Origin of the sequence: Dyella sp. SG562, from assembly GCF_011759495.1 — a bacterium.
Lineage (GTDB): Bacteria > Pseudomonadota > Gammaproteobacteria > Xanthomonadales > Rhodanobacteraceae > Dyella_D > Dyella_D marensis.
Map to the genome: position 1 here is coordinate 230,446 of NZ_JAAOYS010000004.1, position 18,807 is coordinate 249,252.

Consider the following 18,807-nt stretch of genomic DNA (forward strand, 5'->3'; position numbering starts at 1 on the left):
GGCGGAGGGTGGGTCGGCGCCGCGTGAGCGGCGGAGTCAGTCTTTGCGGATGCGTGCTTTGACGTCCTGGCAGGCGTCGAGCCAGCGCAGGGTTTTCTCCGGCAACGCCTGCCCGCTGGCGCGCAGGTGCTCAGCCAGTGCGAGGATGGCATCCAGCTGTTCGCCAAGTTCCGGATAGCGCGCGCGGCGCGCGGCGCGATAGTCGCCTTTAGTGTGAATTTTCATAATCGATGCTGCTCTCGAATGGCAGGAAGGGCGGTTGGCTGACCTTGATCTCGTAGTGGCCGGGCTGGTCGAACGACAGGTCAATCTCGCTTCCGTCCGCGATGTGGCTTGCGCCCTGGATGGAAACGATGGCACCCGCCGGTACGCCAAGCAGCCGCATGCCGTCCAGATGCACGGGCAAGGACTGGCGCAAAAGCACCTGGTCGGTGGAGCGGTCGTACCATCGCGTGGCGGCGTCGTAATCGCCTTGAACGAAACCGGCCGCGCCCACCAGCTGCACCATGAGTTCGGCATCGCTGGCATACGGACTGAACAGATTGCCGACGAAGACGCCGGTGTTGTCATAGATCGAGAAGTTCATCGCTTCACTCCCAGTGCGACGATGTAGGAGCCGGTGAAGTTGGCGCTGGTGGAGCTGGATGAGGCATTGAGCTTGATCACGTGGCTGCCTTCGGTAAGCGCGATCATCTTCGAGACCTGCAACTGAGGCGGCACGTTGTGGGAGGCAGCGATGCTTTCGGCCAGCGCACCGTCGACGTACAGGCTGGCCTGCGACCAGTCGTTGACGGTGTAGGTTCCGAAGAAATACGCCGTCGCGGTGATCATGAAGTTGACAGTCATGCCCGGATCCACGGTGACGGCAAGCACGGCGACGTCGCCAGCGCCCACGGTGGCGTTGGTATTCTTGTACGAGCGCGGCACGGTGACCGCCTCGCCCTGGATGCGCAGCGTGTCGATCTGCGCCGTGCCGATGTGCGCCGTGGTGATCGCGGCGGTGGCGATCTTGGCCGAGTCGATGCTGCCGTTCTGGATCTTGGCGTTGGTGATCGATCCGTCCGCGATGAAGGCCTGGCTGATGAAGGTCTGGCCGTTCTGGATCACGAAGGGCGTGCTGGTCTGGCCGTTGCTTACATTGAGCAGGGCGAAGCGATCGGCCTGGAACAGGATCTGCGACTGGTATGTGCCGTCTGGCTGCTGCTCCACGCCCAGCCCCATGCCGGCCGCATACGCCTTGCCAGCCGCATTCACCTGACACTTCACCGTCCAGGTCGCGCTGACTTTACCGTTGAGATCGACCAGTGCCTGCGAGGTCTGCTGCACGGCAGCGGTGGTGCTGTCCACGGTGGCCTGCACCAGGTCCACGCGTTTGGCCATGGAGCGGTCGCCGTCCTGCACCGCGTCGAGCAAGGTCCAGGTGCCGGCGTAGTGGGTGGTATCGCCCGCCCAATCACTGGCGTCGCCGGCCATGTCGGAGTTGGCCAGGTCCACGCCTTCGAGAATCTCCTGGCCGAGCTGGGTCTGCTCGATCAAGCCGGTGATCACCGGCTCGTAGTCGGCCGCATTGGCACTGGCTTGCCCAGGTAGACCGGCGCCGTCGGGATAGAACGCGCCGACGTTGCCGGTCTTGTCCACCAGTCGCAGCCAGAAGTAGAACGACGCACCCGCGGCCAGGCCGTCGATCTCCAGCGAGTTCTGCGGATAGGCCAGGTCCGCCATCTTGGTGGCGTCCTGCAGGTTGGCGGTCTTCGAACGCCAGACTTCGGTGCGCTGCGTATCGTCGGTGCCGGCGGGGAAGCTCCATTCCAGATGGATGCCCCACACTTTTGGCGTCGCCTTGAAGGTGGCGACCACCGGCGGTGCGCCGGTCTTGCCCACGATGTCCGTCGCCACCGAAAGCACCGGCACCGACACCACGCCGCCGGGGCTGACCGCCCGCACGCGTGCGACATAGGTGCCGGTATAGATGCCTTCCACGTCGACGGACAAGCCTGGGGTGCGTCCCGCGCTCACCCATTCGCCGTCGTTGCGCCGCCATTCCACCTGGTAGCCGGTGGCGCCCGGCGCGGCATCCCACGCGATGGTCACCACATTGGTGGCGATGCCCTGGGTGATCACCACGTGGCCGTTGAGCTGCACATTGGCCGGCGGCGTCTGGGTGGAAGCCGGCAGCGCGCTGATCGGCGGGATCTGGATGATCGCGCCGTTGTCGATCGCTGCGAACTTGCCGGGCACATGCTGCAATGCCGTGATGGTGTAGCTGATATCGCTGGACGACTTGTCCTCGATCACCGACAGCACGCGGTAGGTTTGCGCGGCGAGCGTGTCGCTCTCCACCATCCACACGGCTTCATTTTCCGGCTGTACCGAGAAGCCCGGAGCGGCAACGGTGAGCTGGGCACCGTCGATCGCCGTAATGGCCTGCGTCTCCGACATGCCGGTGGATAACATCACCGTCAGTCGATCGCCAACCGTCACCTGCTCCGGCGCCTGGTCCACCGTCACCACGGTCCGCGTGGCCTGATGGACACGCCCGCCCTGGCGCTTGCCGGCACGGGCGGGGTCCGTGATACGGACGATCTGCCCCGGCGCCGCGATGGTGCCATCCAGGCCGACCTTGAACGTCACCGTATCGGTTTCCAGCCGCGAGGTAAGCAGCACCCACTGGCCCGCGCGCTGAGCCTGCGCCTGCGAGGTGCAGCCGAACGCGGTGAGCGTGGTCTGCTGGATGCCATAGCGTGCCAGGCCCGTGCGGTCTTCCACGTACTCGACCTTGGCGCGATAGAAATCACTGGGGTCGTTCCAGGTCACCAGCGCGGTCGTGTAGCGCGTCATGCGCGTGCTCGCCGCATAGGTGAACTGGCCGCCGATCACGTTGGCTGCGCTGTACGCATACACCGGGTCCGCCGGCATATCGGCGGAAGCCGTGATGGCGCCGCCCGTCCAGAACGAGATGCCGCGAAACACGCTGGCCAGGTCGCTCAGCAGCTTGTACGCGTCGCTGGCGGTCTGCAGGAACACATTGCAGGTAAAGCGCGGCTCGGTGCCGCCCTTGCCGTCGCTCACCGGCTGGTCGCAATACTGCGCGATACGGTACAACTCCCACTTGTTCACCTGGGCCGCGGTGATCAGATGGCCCAGGCCATAGCGCGGGTGCGTCGACAGGTCGTAGTAGATCCACGCCGGGTTGTCCGTCCACGCCGGCTTGAAGCTGCCGTCCCACACGCCGCTGTAGCTGCGCGCGAGCGGATCGTAGTTGCTCGGCACCTGGATGATGCGACCCCACAGGTCGTAGGCGCGGCTGGGAATATTGCTGAACTGCGCGGCGTCGCCAGAAATACCGAGCAATGCGCTGTTGGGATAGCGCAGCTTGGCATCGATCACCTCGGTATAGCTATCGACGGTGGTGATGTCGGCGGTGGCCGAGCTGTTGGCATTCGGCGTGATCCGCGTGACGCGCACGTTCCAGCCGCTTTGCGCCGCCGGCAGGTCGATGCGGTGGCTGCGCTGGTACTTGGTGGTGGTCTTGCCGGTGATTGCGCCGTTGTAGGCCAGTTGCCACGCTCCGCCGTCGGTCTGCACCTCGATCTTGTACTGCACCGAATAGCCGTTGATGTCGCCGTTCGAAGTATTGGCCTTGGACAGGCCCGGCACGCCAATGGTCACGCGCACAGCCGACAGCGAGATGTTGCTCAGCGAACGGATCCACGGCGTGCTCTGCTTGAGCTCCACGCCGACGTTGATCTCGTTCTCCACCGCCGGATAGCCAGGCACTTCCTCCTGGTCCTGCGTGCCGGTGCGCGTTTCCACGTGCACGTTCTGGAAATTGAGCGAGCCGTCGGGGTTGGCCAGCGGCGTTTCATCGAGGTAAATCGATTGCAGTCCATTGACCAGGCCGCCGATTTCGCCTTCGCTCACCAGGTCGAGAATGCGGAAATAGGCGATCGAGCGCAGGCTGTCCGGCGACTCGACGGGCGTGCGCTGCTTGCTGCCGCCCTTGGCGCCTTGAAGAGTGGAAGTCATGTCTACCTCTCGTAGAAATTCTTGAGCATGCGGCCGTTGAGATTCACGCCGACGCCGACGCCAGCGGTGGCCGGTGCGTAGTCCTCGGCATGGATGCCCGCGGAGACCACGGCGGAACCGACGATCATGCGGCCGTAGAGCACGGGGACGGGGTTGCCTTGGGCCTGGGTGTTGACGGCGCCGTTGAAGACGTAGCTGGATTGGTTGTCGGGGCGGTCGCCGGATTGCAGCGCCTTCGGCTGCGGCGACAGCAATTGCACGACACCGCCGACGATAAGGCTGATGCCGACCTTGGAGATGGCGCCGCCGACCGGTGCCGCCCACCCGTAGCTCAGGCCGGTGACAAAGGCGCCCACCACCACCAGGACCGCGCCGAGGATAATGCTGCCCAGGCCGCTCTTGCTGCCGAGCAGGACCGGGGCAATGCGGATGTCATCCGCACCGGATGGACTGGTGAGGTCGTCCTCGCTCAGATTGCGTTTGCCCACGAAGACCATGAAGCCCATGCCACGATCCTTGGCGCTGGTCAGGTATTCGCGGAATCCCTTCAACTGGGAGCAAAGGGCCGAGATGGCTTCGGCGGGCGTATTCGTTTCGAGCGCGAAGCTGAATTTACGACCGAATAAAGCCCCGAGGCGGCCGTATAGGCGTACGGTTCGAAGCTGCTGCATAGGATCTCCAGACGAAAAAAAGCCCGCTTGCGCGGGCTTCGTGTAGAAAGAGGTCGGGTTGCGGTCAGAGGCAGTGGACGACATCGTCCTTTGCCCAGGAAGTGAATCCGTCGCCCTTGTAGTAAAGAATCTTCGATCCCGTTCCCGACGCCGTGACGTCGACAAAGCCGATGGGCGTCATGTACTCGGGATAGATCATGTTGATTCGCGTGCCATTCTCCAGCGGCGTGGCGTTGACTGCCTTGTTGTGCGATTGCCACGCCTGGGACACGCAGGCGCTGACCGACTGGACGCTCCTGGCGCTGGTGAATGTTCCGTCGGGGCCTTTGCGCTGGAGGTCCGTGACGCTGGAGCAAGCCGTCAACGCGATTACCGCCAGTATCGCCGCCCAGTTCTTGCGCATGTCTATTCCTTGGCCGTTGTCGACGCAGTGTACCTTGCCACCAGCCGCAGGTTCTCCAGCCAGTAGCCGCCGAGCACATCCCGGCTCGACAGGCGCCCATACATGTGATGCAGCATCAAGCCATCGCCAAGGTAGATGCCCGCATGATTCGGCACCAGGTTGCGGCTGCGAATCTGCATCAGGACCAGATCGCCACGCCGGATGTCCTTGGCATCGACGGGCACGAAGCCGGCGGCGGCGAGGTTGTCGGTATAAAGATCGGAGCAGCCATCGTCCCACCAGTTGTCGTGCCGCATCGGGTCCGGCAGCGCGAGGTTCCATTCGCGCGCATACCAGTCGCGGCATAACGTCCAGCAATCCAGCACACCGTGATGGAACGGCCTTCCGACCAGCGGCGCTTCATAGCCGCTGGGTTCGATGCACGAAAGCTCACCCGCTTGCGGATTGCCATCGGCACCGACGACAACCGCCACGATCCACCACGGCAACCCGGACGCCTCGCACGCCACCCGATCACCCTCCGACGCACGCGCCGGCGTATCGGGATGCGAATGCATGACGGCCACGATCTCGCCCAGCTCCTCGGCTGCCGCATAGTCCTCCGCGGCCAGCACGAAATGCTCGCTCGGCGTGGTGGCGAGGTTTCGGCAGGCGATATAGCGCTCGCGCCCCTTGGCCACCACCACCAGCCCGCAGGCTTCTTGCGGATAGTCGGCCGTCGCGTGGGCGCGGAAGGCATCCAGGGTGGCCGGGTTCATGTGCGCAGCAACCCGGCGGCTGGATAGCTGCCGAACGGGATCGGGTTGTTCTGGCCGAAGCGCAGCTTGCACGACGACAGCCGCCCACCGCACACATCCTGTGCCGGATCGCTGGTCGGCGTGTCGTCCGCCTTCGCCACCGGGCCGCCGGTGTAGCCGCAATACGGCCCGCGATAACCGCCGCGCTGCAGCCAGCTGCAGCTGTTGGCGATGATCGTGCGCCCCGGCAACTGCTGCTGGCCGAAGTCCAGCGCGCTGGCAAGTTCGAACTGCACCAGCGTGCTGGTCTCGCTGGCCTTGCGTTCCAGGAACCACTTGTCCGGCGGAAACTCCTGCGTGGCATCGGCGCTGGCGTTGCCGTCGGCGAAGTTGCGGGCATCGAGATAGCGGCCGAAGGTGCGATGGCGCACCAGCAGCGCGCCGACCAGATCCTGGTAGGCCAGGCACAGCGCGGTGATGCGGCCATCGACATTGCCCACGCTCAGCATCGGCATCGGCGGCTTGTCGGGATTGAGCTCGAAGCCTTCGGCCTGGATCGGCCAGGGCGCGTATTCCAGCCCCTGCCACCAGATCGAACCGACCTGCGTATAGCCGTGGAAACGCAGCACGTCGCCCGTGCCGCCGCCGGTGATCGAGCGCGCATCCAGCTCGAACAGCTCGATCTCCGCGCCGGGTTCCAGCTTCTGGATATCGGCGTAGACGCTCATGGCGCGAACACCTGCTGGAAGGTAGCCGACAACGTGTAGTTGCCGGCCGCGCGCGGCACCAGGGTGTAGCCGGCGCAGCGGAACAGCGACGGCGCGCCCAGCGGCGGGGTCCACTGGAACGAGGCGGCGCCGGCGTGGCGATCGAGGAAGTCCTTGATCGGCGCCATGTAGCTGCCGTCGCCGTCGAACGAGAGCGGCCAGCTGTCCACGCGGTTGTTGATGCCGTCGGTGACGGTCTGGGTGTAGCCGTCGCCGAACTGCGCGCTGCGCACGCGGAAGGTGGTCTGGCCCTGCGGCTCCACCTGCGGAACCCAACTGAATACTTCAGGCATGCTGCATCCTCCACAAAATGCCGCCCTGGCGCTGCTCGCGCGCCATGACTTCCTTGACCTTGCCTTCCACCATCGATGCGAGCTGGCGGCCGGCGTCGTCGCTCTGCGCCTGCGTATCGCTCTGCGCGTTGCCGTTGGCGCCGACGTTGACGGTGATGCTGATGTTGTTATTGACGCCGCTGCCGCCATCGCGGCTGCTGCGCACGCCGAGGCGGCCATCGGCGCCGCGGGTGAGCGGCATGATCGCTTCCGGGCCGGCTTCGCCCATCAGGCCGGTGCCGGTGGCCATCGGGAACAGCGTGGGGCTGCTGACGATGCCGCCGCGGGCGAACGGCTTGAACGTGTTGCTTATGACCGGCACGCCGTAGCGCAGGGCGTCGGCCCCCGCGGTCCAACTGGTCAGCGTCGAGCCGGGACCCATATACGAATCGCCGCCCAGGATGTTCGGGCTGTTCAGGCCGGGCCAGGTGTTGTTGTTGAACAGGCCGCCGACGAAATTACCGAGCAGTCCCAGCGCGGATCCGGCGAGCTTGGAGATCTGCGAAGCCGCCACGTCGGCGACCATCTGGCGCAGCATCGAACGGAAGCTCTTGCCCACGTTCTTGAAGTTGCCGTCGAGCGTGTCGTAGAGCATCGTGCCCAATGAACCGCGGATCCGTTCGCCCGCCTGCGCAGCGAGATCGACCATGAAGTCCGTGCTCTTGGCGACCTCGTCTTCGGTCTTGCCGGTGCCACCCTTTGCCGCATCGCCACCCGCCTTGGCGGCGTCCGTCGCGGCACCGCTTTTCGCCGCTTCCGGGTTCTTGGCGAAAGCGCCGAGGAAAGCCTTCGCATACTTGTTGTCGCCGTCGTAGCTCGTGCGTGCCGCATCCGCCAGGCCGTAGCTGGTGGTGTCCGCGACGCCGCGCTTGAGATCGTTGTACAGATCGTCGCGGGCTTTCATGCGCGCATCGCGGGCGGCTTTGCCATCCGCGTTGAACGCCGCCATCAGGTCCTTGGCGAAATCGTCCTTGATCTTCTGCGCCGAGCCGCTGACGGCTTTCTCGGTCGACTCGGGCTTGGCGGCTTCCTTGGCAGCGCTATCCGCCGCCTTGCCAGCGCTCTGCGCCGACTTCGTCGCCGCATCCATCGCCTTCTGCATGTCGCCCAGCGACTTGCTCGCCTTGTTCAAGGCGGTCACGAAATTATTGAGGCTGTTGCTGTCGATATCAGCCATCGCTGCGTATCCTGTCGAGCATCACCAGCGCTTCCACTTCCCAGCGATCGAGTCGCCGGGCGGTGAGCTGCGTCCAGTGATGGAGTTCCGTATGGGTGAGCGGCGTGGGCAGCTGCGCCAGCCACTCGGCCAGATAGGCCAGTTCCGCCGGGCATGCCGGGCGGTCGGCCAGCTCGGCCGGCATGCGGCCGAGCTGGCGTTGCACCGCTTCGAGATGCCGCTGCAGCGGCTGGCCGCCCGCGCCCGTCGGGCGGGCCAGCTGCTGCTGCGCCTTCAGCCAGTCGGCGAGCTGGCGAAGGCGTTGCCGAAAAAAGCCGGATCGTCGGCGCCGGCGCGGTCCACCAGCTCGGCGATCTGCGGCGCTTCGCGCAGGAAGGCCTGCACGTTCGCCGCCACGCAGGGCTCGTCGAAGCTCCACGCCGAGACCAGCGCGGCACGCACCGCCAGCGTGCTCTGCTCCACCGCCGCTTCCAGCTCCGCCTCGCCGGCCTGCGCCACGCGGGCCACCTGCTGCATCGCTTCGTCGCGCGCCTGGCGGAACGCATCCGACCAGCGGCTGCGGATCTGCAGCCAGTGGTCGGTGGGTGAACCGTCGGGCAGGCTCAGCGCGATCCGGCGGCCGTCGTTGGCGCGCTGGCGGATGCTGAAGTCGTCCATGCCGCTCATGCGCCGCTCCGGGTGATGCGCAGCTGGGTGCCGGTCGCGCTGTCGTACAGGGCCTGGATCGGCAGCGACAAGGTGACCGGGCCGTCGTTGGCCACGTCGGCCTGGCCGCCGGTGTACTTGATGCGCGGCAGGTACAGCACATAGCTGTTGGTGCCGTCGGACAGGGTCAGCTCCAGCGAGCTCTCGGTCTCGCCGATGAACTTCGACAGCAGCGAACCGTCCAGGAAATACGCGGTGAGCGTGCCGGTGAGGTTGCTGCGGCCGATGCTCGGCTGCAGGGTCTTGGCGCTGCCGATCACGAAGCGCGGCTCGATGCCGTTGGCCAGGTCCAGCTTCAGCTCCGTCACCACGCCCAGCACCGCGCCGCCTTCCTTGATCGCGCCGCTGAGCGCATCCATCGGGCGGTTGGCCGCGGCGTTGACGTAGGTGGCGCCGGCCACGGCGCTGGCGTCCACGGCTTCGCCCTGGCCGATCACGTCGAAGGTGACGTTGGCGATGGCGCCCGGCTGCACGTCGAAATGCAGGCCGTTGATCTCGCAGCCGGTGTAGCGCAGGTACTGGCCGATGTCGGCGAAGTGGCGCTCGAGGGTGAAGCTGGTGCGCGCGGTGCCGGCGTTGAGCACGTTGGCGTTCCAGCTGCCGCCGAGCGCGGCGGCGAACAGGTCGTCGTAGGCGCCGTAGCTCAGCTCGCCCTGCATGTCGCCGCCCACCTGGACGGTGCCGTGGCGGAGGTCGGCGATCTGGCGGTCGCCGCGCAGTTCTTCGGACTGCAAGGTGTTCTTGGTGAGGGCGAGCGTGGTGCTCTTGTGGCGCAGCTGGCGGAACGCCGGCGTGGCGGGCGTGGCGCCGTAGGTGGCCTCGGCGATGTAGGCGAGGCTGTGGCGGCTGCCGGTGGCGATGGTCATGCGGATGCTCCTTGATGGAAAGAAACGCGCGGCAGGCGGCCGCACGGGTGGGGCCGAGAAGGCCCGGGTCGAACAAGCGGAGAGGTCACGGCTCAGCCGTGGTCGGTCCAGGCGGACCAGGCGACGATCACCGACATGCGCAGCCAGCCGTCCTTGCTGGTGACCACGCTGCGGCTGGTGCTGTTGACCAGCACCGGCAGGCCGTTGCCGTCGAGCTGGCGGCCGGCCTTGAAATAGCCGCGCAGGGTGTCGGCCAGCGACAGCAGGCGTGCGATGCCGCCGCCCGGCGCGTCGTTGAGGTCGATCTGGAAGGTGCCGGTGTGGCGGTCGTTGCCGGCCGCGCCCAGGCTGCCGCCGACAACCGGCAGCGGCAGCACGGATAAGGCGGCCCAGGGCTGGCCGGTGGTCGGCGCGAAGTCGGTGCCTTCGTAGGCGGTGGGCAGGTTGAGCGCGGCGGCCTGGTAGCCGGCGACGAGCGCGGCATTGATGTTGGTGAAACTCATGGCGGGTTCCCGTGGCGGAAAAAGAAAAACCCGCCTCGATGGGCGGGTTCGGATGCGTGGCGCTGCGTTGGATGCGATGTCGCGTTGTAGCCAGATTAGGGGTGAAAGCGCGGAAGCGTCACTTCCGCAGCGCGACGCCGGCCGGATGCGGCGACAGGAACAGCGTGCGCTCGGCGATGCGCCGGCGCAGCAGCCCCGGCAGCACGCGGCCGCCGGCGTAGCGCCAGCGTTCGAACTCGGCGGCGGCGCCTTCCATGTCGCCCTCGTTGAGCTTGCGCAGCAGGGTGGAACCGGCGAACGCGGTGGCGCCGACGTTGAACACGAAGCTCACCAGCGCATCGAACGAAGGCTGGGCGAGCGGCTGCGTGACCCAGGCGCGCACGGCTTCTTCCGCCGTGCCCAGGTCCTTGCGCAGCAGCGCGTCCGCCTGCGCGGCATCGATGCGAAAACCGGAGCGCACGTCATCGCCGGTGTGGCCGTAGCCGATGGTCCAGATGCCCGCGGCATCGAGATAAGCGCAGGTGCGCAAGCCTTCGAACTGCTTGATCAGCGCCACGCCGAGCGCGCTGGTGTGCATGCCCATGGCGTTCATGCGTCCAGCCTCAGCACGCGCGCCAGATTGCCGCGCGCCACGTGCAGCAGCGCGGCCAGCACCAGCAGGATGCCGAGCTGCCACGGCGTGGTCTCGCCCGGCGCCGCGTGGCCCAGCGCGATATGGATGGCCTGGCCGCCGCTGCACACGATCAGCAGCCAGGCGCAGGCCGAGACCCAGGGGCGGTAGCGTGCATCCGGCGCGCGCCGGTAGGTGATCAGCCGCAGGCAGATCGAGCTGCAGGCGAACAGGGTGAGCAGTTCGACGGGGTCACGCATGCGGGCCTCCCCGGCTGCGCAGCCAGGCGTCGAGGTCGAAGGTGCGGCCGCGCTCGAGCAGGCCCAGCGTGACGGTGACGCCCAGCGCCGCACCGAGAAACGCAGCGACACCCGACGCCTGCAACGGCAGCCAGCGCATCACCTCCGGCGCGGCCAGGTAACCCAGCGCGATCGACACGCCGAGATAGGCAAGGCGCCGCCAGATCGGCAGCTCCTTGGACGAGACGACAAACAGCGTGGCGCCGGCGAACGCGCCGATCAGCGCGTTGCCGTCCACGCCAGGCAGCGCTGCGGCGAGGCCCAGGCTGGCGGCGGCCGCCATCGCCATGGCGGGTTCGGTCATGAGTGATCTCCATGAAAGCAAAAGGCCGCGCATGGCGGCCTGGGGAGGGGAGGGCGTTGCGTGTCTACGCGTGAGGGGCGCGGCGTGTGCGTCGTTCGCTCGATGGCCCATGCTGCGTATTTTCGTCGGAAAGTGCGGAAGCGTCGATTCCGCAGCGGCGAACCATGAAAATAAAAAGGCCGCTCGGTGAGCGGCCTTGATGCGAAGATCCGATGCGATGCGTCGTTCGCCGAAACATCCCACGCTATGCATTTTCCTTGGGAAGTGCGGAAGCGTCGATTCCGCATCTGCACGCGATCATGCAGGTGCCAGTGCATGTTCCAGCGCACGAGCGCCGCGTGTTTCCGCGCCTGCGCACAAAGCCAGCGTCCACTCGTACACCGGACGCCACACGCGGCGATAACCCGCTTCGTCGCGCTCGATCATCGCCGCGCGCTTGCGGTCGCTCACCGGCGTGCGGCCGTGCCCTGCGCAGTGCGGGCAGGCCACCAGCCGGTCCTGCGCGAACACTTCGCCGCGTCCCTCGCAATGCGTGCACAGTTGCGGCGTGGCCAGTTCGGTCAGCACCGCGTTGCGCACGGCGCGGTAGATCGGACCGACCGCGGGCCACTGGCGCGCCTTCACTTCGTCCAGGGTTTCGGTGGCGCGCTGCAAGGCGGCGCGCTGAGCGTTACGGGTGCCGTGGGTGCCGTCGATATCGTCCTCGGCCACGTGCAGCGCGAGCTTCGCGGCTTCCAGCTCGCGGCGCAGGCGCATCCATTCGCGCAGCTGCGCCTCGCGCACGATGCGGTCCAGCTCGGCGCGCTGCAGCTGGGCGCCATCGGGCCACCACACGGTGCACAGCACTTCGCGGGCGAGGCGGTCCTCGATCATGCCCAAGGCGCCGGCGATGTCCTGGGGAGTGAGTTCGGACTGGCCGCCATGGTGCACTTCGAAGCGTGCGATCGAAGGATTGAGGCGGGCCAGGAGCTTGCGTACGTTCATCGAATTCCTCCCTGTTCGGCGATGGATGGAGCGTCGGGCGAGGCGTCCGGAGCGGACGATTCCCGTAGGACAATGATAAGTTTACTTGGCACCTTTTGTCAATTACACTTAGCAGAACGCCAAGTAGACTTAACGCATGAGTAACTTCGCCGAACGCTTCAAAGCCGCCCGCGAGCACGCGGGCATCTCCCAGCGCGCGCTGGGCCGCCGCATCGGGTATTCCGGGTCGGCCATCAGCCAGTGGGAGGCGGGTGTGATCGAAGCAGACAACATCCGCGTCGCGGCGCTTGAGATGGCCGCCGGCATCATGGGCGTCTCGGTGCGCTACCTACGCACCGGCAAGGAAGACGACAGCCGCGGCGAGGTGCCCAGCGGCCTGCGCGCCGCCCAGCCGGACGTGCGCCAGCTGCCGGTGATCTCGATGGTGCAGGCCGGCCACGGCCGCGAGGCGGCCGATCCCTATCCGCGCGGCTACGCCGAGCAGAGCGTGAGCGTGGACGCGGAGCTGGCGCAGGACCTGGGCCGGCTGGCCTTTGCGCTGGAAATCACCGGCGAGTCGATGCTGGAGGAATTCCACCCCGGCGACATCGTCATCATCGACCCGGCGGTAAAGCCCCTGCCGGGCGACTTCGTGGTGGCGCGCATCGAAAGCGACGGCAGCGCCACCTTCAAGAAGTACCGCAGCCGCGGCCGCGATGTGGAAGGGCACGAGATCTTCGAACTGGTGCCGCTCAATGCGGACTACCCGACCGTGGTGGTCAATGCGGCGAATCCCGGCAGCATCATCGGCACCATGATGGAACACCGCCGGCGCCGCCGGCGGCATTGAGCGATGGGGCGTCGCAAGAGTGGCCCCTCATCTGCCTGCCGGCATCTTCCTCGCTCCTCAAAGCAGCGCACATCCCTGTGCGCTCCCCGCGTGCTCCCCGGAGGGGAGAAGAGTTCCAACTTGGAGGCTACGCATCCCGATCACCTCATCGTGCCCCCTCTCCCCTCCGGGGAGAGGGCTGGGGTGAGGGGCCGGCCGGAGCGAGAAGCCGAGCGTCGCCTCACCCGCCCGCTCTTCAATTCCCCGCCAGCATCGCCTTGATCTTCGCCATATGCGACTCGGCAGTCTCGCGCACCACTTCCTTGTCCGCCTCCGGATCCTTCCCCTGCCAATGCAGATCGTCCTGCGGCAGCTCATGCAGGAACCGGCTCGGCTGGTTGCTGTGCACCTCGCCGTAGCGCTTGGTCTTGGACGACCACGACAAGGTCAGCATTTCCTTGGCACGCGTAATACCCACGTACATCAGGCGGCGCTCTTCATCGACACGCCCCTCGTCCATCGCACCGTCATGCGGCAGCGTGCCCTCCTCGCAGCCGACGATAAACACGAAGCGAAACTCCAATCCCTTCGCCGCATGCAGCGTCATCATGCGCAGCGCATTGCCGGGTTCGTCGCGATCGGCATGGCTCAGCAACGCCAGCTGCGCCGCCAGGTCGCCCGTGGTGCTGTCATTGCGCTGCATCGCGCGGAACCAGTCCGCCAGCTCGCGCAAATTGCCCAGCCGGCGTTCGCGCAAGGCGGTGTCGGTGGTGCTGGCGGCGATCTCGCTGGCATAGCCGGTGCGCTTGAGCACCGTTTCCACCAGATCCGCCGCGCTCGAATGCACCGAGGCGCTACGCAATTCGTCCATCAGCTGGGTGAAGCCGGCCAGCGCGGCGGCAGGGCGCGGCGAAAGCTGGCGCAGCACGCCATCGCTGCGCGCCGCGTCGAGCAGCGAGGCGTTGCGCGTCTGCGCGATCTGGCCGAGCTTCTCCAGCGTGGTGGCGCCGATCTCGCGCTTGGGCACGTTCACCACGCGCAGGAAGGCCGCGTCGTCGCTGGGGTTGGTCAGCAGGCGCAGATAGCACAGCAGGTCCTTCACCTCGGCGCGGTCGAGGAAGCTCAGCGCGCCGGTCAGGTGATACGGCACGCGCGCCAAGCGCAGCGCTTTTTCCAGCGGACGGGCCTGGAAATTGCCGCGGTAGAGAATGGCCATCTCATGCCAGCGCGCCTTGTGCTTCTCCGCCAGCGTCACGGCCATGGCGGCGATGCGCTCGGCCTCGTGCTCGTTGTCCTTGCACTCCAGCACGCGGATCTGCGCGCCTTCCGGATGCTCGCTCCACAGCTTCTTTTCGTGCAGATGCGGATTGTTGGCGATCAGCTTGTTGGCCGCGCGCAGGATGCGGCGGCCGCAGCGGTAGTTCTGTTCCAGCTTGATCACGCGCAGGGACGGCCAGTCCTTGCTGAGCTGGTCGATGTTTTCCGGATTGGCGCCGCGCCAGGCATAGATGGACTGGTCGTCGTCGCCCACGCAGGTAAAGCCGCCGCGCTCCCCGGCCAGGGCCTTGAGCAGGCGGTACTGCGCGTCGTTGGTGTCCTGGTATTCATCCACCAGCAGGTAGCGCAGGCGCTCGCGCCAGGCGTTGCGGCACTCCTCGTCGCTTTCCAGGATGCGCAGCGGCAGGCGGATCAGGTCGTCGAAGTCCACCGCGTTGAACGCGGCCAGGCGCGACTGGTAGAGCGTGTAGATCATCGCCGCGTCCAGCTCGCGCGGGCTGCGCGCGGCGGCGGTGGCTTCTTCCGGCGACAGGCCGGCGTTCTTGGCGCGGCTGACCAGGTTGCGGATGCCGAACAGCACGTCCGGCTTGGCGCCCTTGGGTGCCAGTTCCTTGATGATCACTTCGCTGTCGTCGGCGTCCAGCACCGAGAAGCCTTTGCGCAAACCGGCGCGCGCATGCTCGATCTGCAGGAACTTCAGGCCCAGCGCGTGGAAGGTGCACACGGTGAGCGCGGCGGCGTCCTCGCTGCTGATCAGCTTGGCCACGCGCTCGCGCATTTCCTTCGCCGCCTTGTTGGTGAAGGTGATCGCGGCGATCTTCGACGGCGCCAGCCGGCGGCGCTGGATCAGGTAGGCGATCTTCTGCGTGATCACGCTGGTCTTGCCGGAGCCGGCGCCGGCCAGCACGAGCAGGGGACTGTCGCAGTGCTCGACTGCGGCCAATTGTTGCGGGTTGAGCATGGACGGGCGGCAGGCGGAAGGCGGTCCGGAATGGTAGCAAAGAGCCGCGGGCTTGAGCCCCTCTCCCCTCGGCGACCCGAAGGTAGTCCCTGTGGGAGAGAGGGGTTGGGGTGAGGGTACGGGCGGAGCGCAAGAGTGATGTGCTTCGCTCCGGCCGGACCCTCATCCGGCTTCCGCCACCTTCTCTCCCACGGGGACTACCTTCGGGTCGCCGGAGGGAGAAGGACTCAATCAGGGAGCGGCGGCGAGTCCGGCGTCTTTCAGTTCTTTCGCAGCGGCATCCAGGTCGCGCCGCAGCGCCGGATTGGCCAGGAATGCCGCCGCCAAAGCCTGCCCGAACACCCGCCCCGCATAAATGTCCTGCGGCGTATGCACGCCACGCACCACCCGGCGCCAGCCCACGTCGCGCGCATAGCCGGCGACCGCATCGGCGCGGCCCGGCAGGGCCTGGGCCAGCAGGATGGCAAACACCGTGGCGCGCGTGCTGTGCCCGCTCGGGTAGCCGTAGCTCTTTTTCTTCAGATCCTTTTCGTCGCCTTCCGGGTCCTTGCGGCAGCTGTCCAGCGGACATGGGCGCTCACGTTCCCAGTGGTTCTTGGCTTCCTTCACCGCCTTGCCGGTTTCCTTCTGCACTTCGGCGAACAGCGCCGCGGTGCGCGGCAGCCTGGCGGCATCGAAGCCGGGACCGAGCACGCGGGCGAAGGCGAACACGTCGAAGCTTTCTTCCTGGTGCGAGAGTGCGTTATCGGCATCGCTGCGATGAGCGTAGGCCTGGTCGGTGACGGCGCGGTCGGCCTGGTCTTCCGGCGAACCCGGCACCGAAGGCGGCGCGAGCACCGACTGCAGCTGGTGCAGGCGTGCATCGTCGAGGTAGCGCGTGGCGCCGTCGGCGTGAGCGGCGCCGACAAGCAGCAGCAGGCCGCACAGCAGCGCGCGGCGAACGGAGTGGGCGAGGATCATCGATATCTCCCGGATCACAGGGCAAGCGACACGGAGGCGAACCAGCTGCGGCCCGGCAGCACCAGGTAGTAAGGCGTGGTGCCCTTGATCGCGTCGATCACCTGCTTGTGCTGGTCGAACAGGTTGTCCACCTGCAGGCGGATCTTGTAGCTCTTGATCACCGAGCCGGCGAGGTTCTGGCCGTAGCCGAGGCTGAGCGCCGTGGTCCACCAGCCGCTGCTGTGGCCGCTGGCGGTGGCGGAGGCGGCGACATCGGGATTGAGGTCGCTGTTGTACACGCGCTGCCCGCCGACGAACTTGCCGGTGAGCGAGCCGGAGAAGCCGCCGTTGTCGTACAGGAAACCCAGCGCCGCGGTGCCGGACGGCACGGTGGGCATGCGCAGGTTGGAGCGCTTGAACGTCGCGTCGATCACCGAGCCGTTGGCATAGAGGCTGATGCCTTCGCCGACGTAATACGTCGCTTCCGCTTCCGCGCCTTTCATGGTGGCGCCCTTGGCCAGCGCGTAGATCGGGTCGTGGGTGACCGGGTCGGTGCCGATCAGCGGGAAGTTCTGGTAGTCGATATAGAACACGTCCGCATCGGCGTTGAAGCGGTCGGTCTTGTACACCGTGCCGGCCTGGTAGTTCATCGTTTCCTGCGGCTTGGTGCGGCTTTCGCGCGGGTTCGGCACATAGAACTGGTTGAGGTTGGGCGACAGGAAACCCTGCGCCGCCTGCGCGTACACGCTCCACTCGCTGCTCAGCAGGTAATTGGCGGTGAGCGAGCCCAGCGTCTTGTCCCAGGTCTGCTGGTAGTTCAGCGGCAGCTTGGTGGTCTGGTTGATCGGCGCGTCGATATAGCGCGTGGCGCGGTCGTACTTCACGCCGGGCGTGAGGGTGAAGGCGTCGGTCACGCGCCAGGCGTATTCGGCATACAGCTGGGTGGTGCGCAGGCGATCGACCATCGTGTACTTGTAGGCGCTGCTGTCCGGCTTGCCCTTCTTGACGTCGTGGATGCCGCCCAGGCCGTAGTCCAGCGCCACGCTGTAGCGGGTGTTGTCGATGTATTCGTACCAGCCGCCCAGCTTGAGCTGGCCGTGGTCGTCAGTGTGCGTGGCCTCGAGCGTGTTGCCCCAGGCGCGGTAGTTGTTGATCTTGTTGTAGCCGCCCATGTTGGTCTTCGACGCCGCCGTGCCGACGTACGGGCTTTCGTGGCTGTTGTTGTCGTAGGCGTAGGTGTAGAGCTTGTCGTCCAGGCGCCAGGTGTCGCTGAGCGCGCTGCTCAGGCCCAGGTATTCCAGGTCGGTCTGCTTGGTCTGGTAGTTGTAGCAATAGCAGTCGGTGCTGGCGCGGTTGGTGTTGAGGCCGAAGTCGCGGCCCAGCGTGTCGATCTGCTGCTGGGTGAGGTCGGTCTTGTCCGGGTTGTTGAAGCGGATGTAGTTGTAGTTGCTGAGGAAGGTCAGCTCGGTCGCCTCGCCCAGCGGCTGCACGTATTTGATGTAGCCGGTCTTGCGGCTCATCGGCGAGTGGGTGCGGGCGGTGTCGGTGTCGTTGTACTGCGCGCTGGCGATCAGCTTGGCGCCGCCCAGGCTGTCCAGGCGGCCGCTGTTGAGTTCCAGGTGGGTGAGCGTGGTGTCGTAGCTGCCGTAGCTCAGGGTGGGGATGAACGAGAACTCGTCGCGCGCATCCTTCGAGCGCAGCGCCACCGTGCCGCCGAAGGTGGCCTGGCCGATCTGGCTGGCGCCGCCGGGGCCGCGGTCGACGGTGACCTGGCCGATCATCTTGGCGGGGAAATAGCTGCTGGTGTGGTGGCTGAAGTCGTTGGTATCGCCGAACGGGATGCCGTCGTAGGTGACGTTGTACTGGTTGTCGTTGAAGCCGCGGATGGTCATCTGCTTGGCTTCGCCCAGTCCCGGGCCGCTGACGCCGATGGTGGACACGCCCGGCGCGATCGCCGCGATGGCGGCGTAGTCGGCGGTGGGCGCCACGTGGTTGGCGATGTAGTCCAGCCCGATCACCGACTGCGGCTGGGTGATGTCGAGCTCGGCCTGGGTCGGCGCCTGCACCAGGGCCGAGCTGGCGGTATTGGCGCGGACTTCCACCTCTTCCAGCTGCCTGGCCGCCGGCTGGGCGGCGGGGCGCGCGGGGTTCTCGGTCGGCGTATCCGTCGCCGCGGCCGTGCCGGCCACGCAGAAACCGGCCGCCAGCAGCCACCACGGCGCCGGCAGCACATGCCGGCGGATACCGGCCACCAGGGCGCTCAGCGCGGGGAGGTCCGCGCGGGCGGCGCGGACGAAGAACTTGCGGTTCGGAATGGGCATGCGAGGCGCCGCTGTGTTGGGAAGGAGTTAAAGCGGCGCATCGTGGGCGGGATATTTGACGATTCCGTTGCGCTGGTGTGACTTGCGCAAAGAAACTGGTATGGCCGTTTGGACGC

At 66.6% G+C, this 18,807-nt stretch carries 21 protein-coding genes; 1 reads left to right on the top strand and 20 read right to left on the bottom strand.

Annotated features, from left to right (window positions below; all coding sequences use genetic code 11):
- Positions 1–36: 36 nt before the first annotated feature.
- The 17 genes from FHW84_RS10300 to FHW84_RS10380 all read right to left on the bottom strand — a co-directional run bounded on the left by FHW84_RS10300 (position 37) and on the right by FHW84_RS10380 (position 12,384).
- Positions 37–225, bottom strand: a complete 189-nt coding sequence (locus tag FHW84_RS10300) for a hypothetical protein (protein WP_167255106.1) — start codon at positions 223–225, stop codon at positions 37–39.
- Positions 209–586 (bottom strand): hypothetical protein, encoded by a 378-nt coding sequence (locus FHW84_RS10305; protein WP_167255108.1) that lies wholly within the window; start codon positions 584–586, stop codon positions 209–211. Before FHW84_RS10305 ends, FHW84_RS10300 begins: the two co-directional genes overlap by 17 nt.
- Positions 583–4,026: a host specificity protein J gene (locus tag FHW84_RS10310; RefSeq protein ID WP_167255110.1), complete on the bottom strand. Its 3,444-nt coding sequence runs from the start codon at positions 4,024–4,026 to the stop codon at positions 583–585. The genes FHW84_RS10305 and FHW84_RS10310 overlap by 4 nt, the downstream gene beginning before the upstream one ends.
- A gap of 2 nt (positions 4,027–4,028) precedes the next feature.
- Positions 4,029–4,697, bottom strand: a complete 669-nt coding sequence (locus FHW84_RS10315) for a tail assembly protein (RefSeq protein WP_208399736.1) — start codon at positions 4,695–4,697, stop codon at positions 4,029–4,031.
- A 64-nt stretch (positions 4,698–4,761) separates the two neighbouring features.
- Positions 4,762–5,100: a hypothetical protein gene (locus FHW84_RS10320; protein WP_167255112.1), complete on the bottom strand. Its 339-nt coding sequence runs from the start codon at positions 5,098–5,100 to the stop codon at positions 4,762–4,764.
- A 2-nt stretch (positions 5,101–5,102) separates the two neighbouring features.
- Complete coding sequence (locus tag FHW84_RS10325; RefSeq protein WP_167255113.1) at positions 5,103–5,858, bottom strand: C40 family peptidase; 756 nt, start codon at positions 5,856–5,858, stop codon at positions 5,103–5,105.
- A complete protein-coding gene (locus tag FHW84_RS10330; RefSeq protein WP_167255115.1) occupies positions 5,855–6,565 on the bottom strand; it encodes a phage minor tail protein L in 711 nt (236 codons plus the stop codon). Before FHW84_RS10330 ends, FHW84_RS10325 begins: the two co-directional genes overlap by 4 nt.
- A complete protein-coding gene (locus tag FHW84_RS10335) occupies positions 6,562–6,897 on the bottom strand; it encodes a phage tail protein (RefSeq protein WP_167255117.1) in 336 nt (111 codons plus the stop codon). The genes FHW84_RS10330 and FHW84_RS10335 overlap by 4 nt, the downstream gene beginning before the upstream one ends.
- Entirely contained in the window at positions 6,890–8,113 is a 1,224-nt protein-coding gene (locus FHW84_RS10340; protein WP_167255119.1) for a phage tail tape measure protein, read from the bottom strand. The genes FHW84_RS10335 and FHW84_RS10340 overlap by 8 nt, the downstream gene beginning before the upstream one ends.
- Positions 8,106–8,318 (bottom strand): hypothetical protein, encoded by a 213-nt coding sequence (locus FHW84_RS10345; RefSeq protein WP_167255121.1) that lies wholly within the window; start codon positions 8,316–8,318, stop codon positions 8,106–8,108. Before FHW84_RS10345 ends, FHW84_RS10340 begins: the two co-directional genes overlap by 8 nt.
- Before the next feature lie 68 nt (positions 8,319–8,386).
- A complete protein-coding gene (locus FHW84_RS10350) occupies positions 8,387–8,779 on the bottom strand; it encodes a hypothetical protein (protein ID WP_167255123.1) in 393 nt (130 codons plus the stop codon).
- Entirely contained in the window at positions 8,776–9,684 is a 909-nt protein-coding gene (locus tag FHW84_RS10355) for a phage tail tube protein (protein ID WP_167255125.1), read from the bottom strand. Before FHW84_RS10355 ends, FHW84_RS10350 begins: the two co-directional genes overlap by 4 nt.
- Before the next feature lie 92 nt (positions 9,685–9,776).
- Positions 9,777–10,187 carry a phage tail terminator-like protein gene (locus FHW84_RS10360; RefSeq protein ID WP_167255127.1) on the bottom strand — a complete coding sequence of 137 codons (411 nt, stop codon included), beginning with the start codon at positions 10,185–10,187 and terminating at the stop codon, positions 9,777–9,779.
- 118 nt (positions 10,188–10,305) lie between these two features.
- Positions 10,306–10,779, bottom strand: a complete 474-nt coding sequence (locus FHW84_RS10365) for a lysozyme (RefSeq protein WP_243868059.1) — start codon at positions 10,777–10,779, stop codon at positions 10,306–10,308.
- Positions 10,776–11,057: a phage holin family protein gene (locus tag FHW84_RS10370; RefSeq protein ID WP_167255129.1), complete on the bottom strand. Its 282-nt coding sequence runs from the start codon at positions 11,055–11,057 to the stop codon at positions 10,776–10,778. The genes FHW84_RS10365 and FHW84_RS10370 overlap by 4 nt, the downstream gene beginning before the upstream one ends.
- A complete protein-coding gene (locus FHW84_RS10375) occupies positions 11,050–11,400 on the bottom strand; it encodes a putative holin (protein ID WP_167255131.1) in 351 nt (116 codons plus the stop codon). Before FHW84_RS10375 ends, FHW84_RS10370 begins: the two co-directional genes overlap by 8 nt.
- Before the next feature lie 297 nt (positions 11,401–11,697).
- On the bottom strand, positions 11,698–12,384 hold the full coding sequence (locus tag FHW84_RS10380; protein ID WP_167255133.1) for a hypothetical protein: 687 nt from the start codon (positions 12,382–12,384) through the stop codon (positions 11,698–11,700).
- A 136-nt stretch (positions 12,385–12,520) separates the two neighbouring features.
- Between FHW84_RS10380 and FHW84_RS10385 the strand changes: the two genes are divergently transcribed.
- Positions 12,521–13,213 (top strand): XRE family transcriptional regulator, encoded by a 693-nt coding sequence (locus tag FHW84_RS10385; protein ID WP_167255135.1) that lies wholly within the window; start codon positions 12,521–12,523, stop codon positions 13,211–13,213.
- A gap of 235 nt (positions 13,214–13,448) precedes the next feature.
- Here FHW84_RS10385 and FHW84_RS10390 read toward each other — a convergent pair whose 3' ends face one another.
- The 3 genes from FHW84_RS10390 to FHW84_RS10400 form a co-directional block, all read right to left on the bottom strand.
- Entirely contained in the window at positions 13,449–15,431 is a 1,983-nt protein-coding gene (locus tag FHW84_RS10390; RefSeq protein ID WP_167255137.1) for a UvrD-helicase domain-containing protein, read from the bottom strand.
- A 231-nt stretch (positions 15,432–15,662) separates the two neighbouring features.
- Positions 15,663–16,391: a phosphatase PAP2 family protein gene (locus tag FHW84_RS10395; protein WP_167255139.1), complete on the bottom strand. Its 729-nt coding sequence runs from the start codon at positions 16,389–16,391 to the stop codon at positions 15,663–15,665.
- Between the two features lie 14 nt (positions 16,392–16,405).
- Positions 16,406–18,691, bottom strand: coding sequence for a TonB-dependent receptor (locus FHW84_RS10400; RefSeq protein WP_167255142.1), 2,286 nt, complete (start codon positions 18,689–18,691; stop codon positions 16,406–16,408).
- Positions 18,692–18,807 lie beyond the last annotated feature (116 nt).